This window comes from Tardiphaga sp. (genome assembly GCF_044340795.1).
Classification (GTDB): Bacteria; Pseudomonadota; Alphaproteobacteria; order Rhizobiales; family Xanthobacteraceae; genus Tardiphaga.
In genome coordinates, this window is the sequence record NZ_JBIISY010000303.1 from 1 (window position 1) to 6,317 (window position 6,317).

Here is a 6,317-nt window from a genome sequence, read left to right on the forward strand (position 1 = left end):
GTGATGGGCTACATCTACAATTATCCGCGCGCCGAATATCAGACGCCGAAGCAGCGCCTGATGACCATCCTGCGCACGTGCCCGACGCTGCTGATCCCCATCGTCATCGTCGGCTCGATCCTCACCGGCCTCGCCAATGCTACCGAATCCGCCGCCGTTGGCGCCGTCGCCGCGGCGCTGGTCGGCCGTTACTGGACCAGGGAATTCCAGTGGTCGCAGCTGCCGCAGATGATGCTGCGTTCCGGCATATATTCCGCGATCGTGCTGTTCCTTGTCGCCGCAGCCGCCGTGTTCTCCTGGGTGCTCATCTTCGGCAAGGTGCCGCAGGAAACCGCCGCCTGGATCCAGACCGTCGCCAAGGATCCGATCAGCTTCATGCTGCTCTGTAACATCATCCTGCTGGTCATCGGCACGGTGATCGATGGCGTGCCGGGCCTGATCATGACGGTACCGATCCTGCTGCCCATCGCCACCGAGATCTATCACATCGATCCCCGCCAGTTCGGCGTCGTCGTCGTCATCAACCTCGTGCTCGGCCTGCTATCGCCGCCGGTCGGGCTCTGCTTCTTCGTCGCTGCGGCCGTCACCGGCGCCAAGCCCGGCAAGATGTTCATGGTGACGCTGCCGTTCTTCTTCATCTCCTGCATCCTTTTGATCCTGCTGTCGCTGTTTCCTTATCTCTCCCTCGCTCTCATCAAGTAACGCATCACCATGGAGCTCTCGTCATGACCATCTCACGTCGTCGCTTCCTCGCTGCATCGGCCGCAGCCTCTGTCTTTGCGCCGTCGCTGTCGCTCGCACAGGCCAAGGAAATGCGCCTCGGCCTGATCACGCCGAACGGCCATTCCTGGAACAAGGCTGCGCTGAAGCTTGCCGACAAGCTGAAGGAGGAGACCAAGGGCCGCCTCACCATGACGGTTTTCCATTCCGGCCAGCTCGGCAACGAGCCCGCAATGATGCAGCAATTGCAATCCGGCGCGCTCGACATGGGCTTCATCCAGGCGGCCGAGCTCGGCTCGCGCGTTCCGCATATCGCAGCGATCAACGCGCCCTATATCGTGCGCTCGACGCCGTCGGTGGCAAAATTCGTGCGCCATCCGGTGGCAGTAAAACTGTTCGACGTGCTGCCCCAGGAAACCGGCACCATCGGTCTCGGCTGGGGCATCACCGGCATGCGCGCCGTGTTTGCGGTGCGCGATCTCAAGACCCTCGACGATATCAAAGGCATGAAGCTGCGCATCAATCCGACGCCGGTGTATCGCGATTTCTATTCATCGCTGGGCGCCGCGCCGACACCGATCCCGACGCCGCAGGTGTTCGACGCCATGTCGAATGGTCAGGTCGATGGGCTCGAAGCCGATCTGGAATTCTCGTGGAACCAGCGCTTCGACAAGGTGTCGAAGTCGATCCTGCAGATGAATGCCGTCTTCATGCCGATGGCGGCCGTCGTCTCCGGTCGCGTGTGGCAGTCGCTGCCGGCTGCCGACAAGGAGCTGATCACCAAGGCCGTGAAATCCACCCTCGATGCACAAATCGACGAACTCGCGGGCGCCGAGCCGGCCTTGATCGAAAACTTCAAGGGCACATCGGTCCCGGTCCGCCAGGTCGCCACCAAGGATACCGAAGCCGTCATCGCCGAATTCGACAAGCTCTGGCTGCCGAAGGCTCCGGTGCTGGCCGAACTGCGCAAGGTCGGCGCCACGCTCTAACGCGCAAATTTCTTCGTCATTGCGAGGAGCGCAGCGACGAAGCAATCCAGTTCTTCCTTTGGCTTTCTGGATTGCTTCGCTGCGCTCGCAATGACGGATGACCCAACATCGCCATCGTTTCCACCTGTCGGCGTCTATCGCGCACGCCGGTAAACAACGGAGTTTTGCCATGAGTCCCCGTATTTCCTGGGAAGGCGTCTTCCCGGCCGTCACCACCCAGTTTCACGATGACCTGTCGCTCGACATCGATTCCACCGCCAAGGTGATCGATGGCCTGATCCGCGACGGCGTGTCTGGCCTCATCATCTGCGGCTCGGTGGGCGAGAACACCTCGCTCGAGCGCAAGGAAAAGATCGCCATCATGGAAGCGGCCAAGTCGGTCGCCAAGGGCCGCGTGCCGGTGCTGTGCGGCATCGCCGAATTCACGACCGCTTTTGCGGTGGAAACCGCGAAGGAGGCCGCGCGTGTCGGCATCGATGGCGTCATGGTGATGCCGGCGCTGGTCTATTCGTCCAAGCCGCATGAGACCGCCGCGCATTTCCGCGCCGTGGCGACGGCGACGGATTTGCCAGTCATGCTCTACAACAATCCGCCGATCTATAAAAATGACGTCACGCCGGACATTCTGGCGACCCTTGCCGATGTCGAGACGGTGGTGTGCTTCAAGGACTCGTCGGGCGATACCCGCCGCTTCATCGACACCCGCAACATGGTCGGTGACCGTTTCGTGCTGTTTGCCGGCCTTGATGACGTCATCGTCGAAAGCGTCGCCATGGGCGCGGTCGGCTGGGTGTCCGGCATGTCGAATGCGTTCCCGCGCGAGGGCGAGACGTTGTTCCGTCTGGCCAAGGCCGGGCGTTATGCCGAGGCGATGAAGATCTATGAATGGTTCATGCCGCTGCTGCATCTCGATGCGCGGCCGGATCTCGTCCAGTGCATCAAGCTCTGCGAGAACATCATGGGCCGCGGCACCGCGCTGACGCGCCCGCCGCGCCTCGCACTGCTGCCGCATGAGAAAGCGGAAGTGGAAGCCATGATGGCCAAAGCCCTGCGCACACGCCCAACCCTGCCAGAAGTCGGGCTGAAGGCAGCCTGAGCGACCAGGCTCCCTTCATGCAAAACGGCGCGCCAGCGCATGATCCCGAAAAGCGGCGACCGGTTTTCGGATCAGATCATGCGAGGAAATGGCGCGCCGTTTTCATTTCTCGCGGTCGCGACGCTCGAACATTTCCGCTTCGTCGTCGCGATCACGCTTTGGCGTAGCAATGTCGCCGTCTTCTTCGTCGTCATCGACAGGACGAGGTGCTGTCTTGTCGGTTGTCGTCTTGTCGGTCGTCGTCTTGGGGGGCTCGCGCCCCTTTCGCGGATTCATCCGGCTCCCCCGCATTCGCGTGATGCGAGCGATTGAAGCAGATTTCGCGGTGGCGGGGCAATCTGCTCTTGTTGTCATCGCCCGACTTGATCGGGCGATCCAGTACACTCGGTCGGTGCGGTGTCTACTGGGTCACCCGGTCGAGCCGGATGACGACAACCTGCGTCAAGTCCGGAACCCGCCTTTGCGCTGCTCGGCGAGCCAGGCGGCCAGAGCCACCGACTTTTCGGCCGGCTTGCCGGTCGAGCCCTTGCCGGACGACGTCTTGCCGGTCGCGCTGCGACCCGACTTGGCGGCGACTTTCTTTTTCGGGGCGGCCTGAGGCATGGACGCCTCGCGGGCAAGGCGCAGCGCTTTCAGGCGCGCCATATTGTCGAGCACGGCCTTTTCGGCGGCGTCGCGCTCGGCTTTGGTGGATTTGTTATCGTCTGCGGACATCAGTTCAGCTTCGTTCTGGATTTTTCTTTGGGTTTGGTGTCAGCGCCACGTGCAGCAAGGGCAGGCGTCGCGCGATCGTTGCGCGATTATATAAATCGCCGCGTCCATTCAGCCAACAGTGGATCACATCGATCGGCCATTTCTGAGGCACATGCGCGGAATTTGAAGCGAAATCGCTGCAGTTGCGCCGATGCCGCCGCTCTGAGACAATCGGGGCGTCAATCGGACCGTTTCTCCCCATGCTTCGCACTCTTTTCAACGATGGCGCCGACAATCTGCGCGGCCGCATCATCGCCATCTATGCCATTCTCATCCCGGCCAATGTGCTGGCCTGGATTTGGGCGCTCGTCGCGTTCCGTGATCAGCCGGTGCTGCTGGGAACCGCGGTTCTGGCTTACACCTTCGGCCTGCGCCACGCTTTCGATGCCGATCACATCGCGGCCATCGATAACATCACGCGCAAATTGATGCAGTCGGGCAAGCGACCAATCTCGGTCGGTATGTTCTTCTCGCTCGGCCATTCCACCGTGGTGATCGTGGCCTCGATCTTCGTGGCACTCGCGGTATCGGCACTGCAGGAGCGGTTCGACAATTTCAAGGAGATCGGCGGGCTGATCGGTACGGGCGTGTCGGCCTTCTTCCTGCTCGTCGTCGGTCTCGCCAATCTCTTCATCCTTGTGGCGGTCTATCGCGTGTTCCGTTCGGTGAAACGCGGTGAGCGCTTCATCGAGGAAGACCTCAACGCGGTGCTCGCCCAGCGGGGCATCATCGGCCGCGCTTTACGCCGGTTGTTCGGGGCGATCACCAGGAGCTGGCATATGTACCCGCTCGGCATCCTGTTCGGTCTCGGCTTCGATACCGCCAGCGAGATCGCGCTGCTCGGCATCGCTGCCTCGCAGAGCGCCGAGGGCATGTCGATGCTGTCGATCCTGATTTTCCCGGCCCTGTTTACCGCCGGCATGTCATTGGTGGACGCAACGGATTCGATCCTGATGGTGCGCGCCTATGGCTGGGCCTTCGTGAAGCCGATCCGCAAGCTTTATTACAACATGATGATCACGGCGGTGTCGGTCATCGTCGCGCTGGTGATCGGCGGCATTGAGGCGCTCGGCCTGATCGGCCGCAAGCTGGATCTTTCCGGCAGCTTCTGGGAAGCGATCGAGGGGCTGAACGAGAATCTCGGCGCAATGGGCTATCTCATCGTCGCCATCTTCCTCGTCAGCTGGCTCGTCTCGGTACTGATCTATCGCATCAAGGGCTATGACGACATCGAGGTGCGGGTCCACGAGGCGTAAGCCTCGCGGTCACTTGCCCGGCATCTTCTCAAGCGCAGCGCGCTTCCACAGATCCCAGGCACGGCCATGGATCTGGTCGATCACCGCCAGTGTCTTCTGGCTCTCGTCGTTTTGCAGATAGGTGACGGTGCCACCCAGCGCGAGCGCCTGCGACTGCAGTTGTGCATTGACGTTGCTGTAATGTGCGCGGAATACCGCCATCGGAATGGTGGCTGCCACCACCACGCTGCCATGGCCGCGCATCAGCGCGACATTGCGGCTGCCAAGCGTGTCGGCCAGTGCCTTGCCGAGCTGCGGCGTGCTCACCAGCATATTGGTCGTTCCGGCAGCATCGCGGATGTCGAACACCGGAACATCCGGCGCGAGGAAGGCGCCGAGATGAAAGATTGGTCGTAGCGGGACGTTGCTGGCGCCGAACGGAATGATACCGGGTGAGTGCGTATGCACGACGGCTTTTACATCCGGCCGCGCCTTGTAGATCTCGCCATGGATAAAGCGCTCGAGAAAGCTTGCGCGCCCGCGCGCGTCCACTGGATTGGAATCGAGATCGTATTCGAGAATATCGTCAGCCGTGACCAGCGCCGGCGCCAGCGAGCGGCCCATCAGATAGCGGTTGGGATCGGCGGGATGCCGCATGCTCACATGGCCGAAACCATCGATGACATTGAGATCGGTGAGGACGCGATTGGCGACCACGAGGTCCTGCATCAGCGCGGGATCGACCGGACCGGCCGAAGCGGGAGTCTGTGCGTTGGCTGGATGGAGCGCGAGCACAAGCGATACGGTCAACAACAGGCGTACAGCCCGGCGTTTGAATGCCATCGGAATCCTCCCCGACTGCGCCGGCGATTGATTCCGCCTTACGCGCTTGAACTATGCAGCTAATACCGGCCCGCCGGCCTTCTTCCAAGCATCAATGCCGCCATCGATATGCGCGGCATGCGCAATGCCGGCCTCCCGGGCGGCATTCACCGCCATGGCCGAGCGTTCGCCATAGGCGCAGAAGAAAACGATGCGGCGTCGGCTCGCATGGGCGACTTCGCGGAGCATGCCGCCGGGCTTGAGGCTCTCGGCGATGGACGGATAGGGAGCATGCAGCGCGCCGGCCAGCGTGCCGAACTTTGCCCGCTCGCCATTTTCGCGCAGGTCCACCAGCAGCATGTCGGGATCGCCGAGATGCGCGATGGCTTCCCGCGGCGATAGCGCCAGACCCTGCTTCAGCAACTGGTCAGGCTTGAGACCGACTTTCATGTTGGCCGGGATCACCACGTCCATCAGCTTCGGGTTCGGCAGGTTCAGCTTGCCCATCAGCTCGATATATTCATCGACGGAATTCACCTGTAGCCGCGGATTGAAGCGCTTTTCCTCGCCGATGGTGGAAACGGTGTCGCCTTTATAGTCATGCGCAGGGAAAACCATGGTTTCGTCCGGCAGCTTCAGCAGGCGATTGAACAGCGAGTCATATTGCGCGCGTGCGCTGCCATTCTGGAAATCGGTGCGGCC

General features: G+C 61.7%; 8 protein-coding genes. 5 read left to right on the forward strand and 3 right to left on the reverse strand.

Going from position 1 to position 6,317, the window contains the following annotated elements; all coding sequences use genetic code 11:
* The 4 genes from ACIQ17_RS29500 to ACIQ17_RS29515 form a co-directional block, all read left to right on the forward strand.
* On the forward strand, window positions 1–702 hold a 702-nt coding region (locus tag ACIQ17_RS29500; RefSeq protein ID WP_398472992.1), incomplete at its 5' end, for a TRAP transporter large permease subunit.
* A 23-nt stretch (window positions 703–725) separates the two neighbouring features.
* Window positions 726–1,709 (forward strand): TRAP transporter substrate-binding protein, encoded by a 984-nt coding sequence (locus ACIQ17_RS29505; RefSeq protein ID WP_398472993.1) that lies wholly within the window; start codon window positions 726–728, stop codon window positions 1,707–1,709.
* Between the two features lie 169 nt (window positions 1,710–1,878).
* Complete coding sequence (locus ACIQ17_RS29510; RefSeq protein WP_398472994.1) at window positions 1,879–2,805, forward strand: dihydrodipicolinate synthase family protein; 927 nt, start codon at window positions 1,879–1,881, stop codon at window positions 2,803–2,805.
* 39 nt (window positions 2,806–2,844) lie between these two features.
* A complete protein-coding gene (locus ACIQ17_RS29515) occupies window positions 2,845–3,117 on the forward strand; it encodes a hypothetical protein (protein ID WP_398472995.1) in 273 nt (90 codons plus the stop codon).
* 129 nt (window positions 3,118–3,246) lie between these two features.
* Here the strand turns inward: ACIQ17_RS29515 and ACIQ17_RS29520 are convergent, their stop codons facing one another.
* A complete protein-coding gene (locus tag ACIQ17_RS29520; RefSeq protein WP_398472996.1) occupies window positions 3,247–3,519 on the reverse strand; it encodes a hypothetical protein in 273 nt (90 codons plus the stop codon).
* 239 nt (window positions 3,520–3,758) lie between these two features.
* Here ACIQ17_RS29520 and ACIQ17_RS29525 point away from each other — a divergent pair, with 239 nt between their 5' ends.
* The gene (locus tag ACIQ17_RS29525) at window positions 3,759–4,814 is read left to right on the forward strand and encodes a HoxN/HupN/NixA family nickel/cobalt transporter (RefSeq protein ID WP_398472997.1); all 1,056 of its coding nucleotides are present in this window, start codon (window positions 3,759–3,761) and stop codon (window positions 4,812–4,814) included.
* Window positions 4,815–4,823: 9 nt separating this feature from the next.
* On the opposite strand, the gene ACIQ17_RS29530 is transcribed toward ACIQ17_RS29525, so the two are convergent.
* Window positions 4,824–5,636: a class II aldolase/adducin family protein gene (locus ACIQ17_RS29530; RefSeq protein WP_398472998.1), complete on the reverse strand. Its 813-nt coding sequence runs from the start codon at window positions 5,634–5,636 to the stop codon at window positions 4,824–4,826.
* Window positions 5,637–5,687: 51 nt separating this feature from the next.
* Window positions 5,688–6,317 (reverse strand): rhodanese-like domain-containing protein (locus ACIQ17_RS29535; RefSeq protein WP_398472999.1); only part of this gene is annotated, 630 nt, incomplete at its 5' end.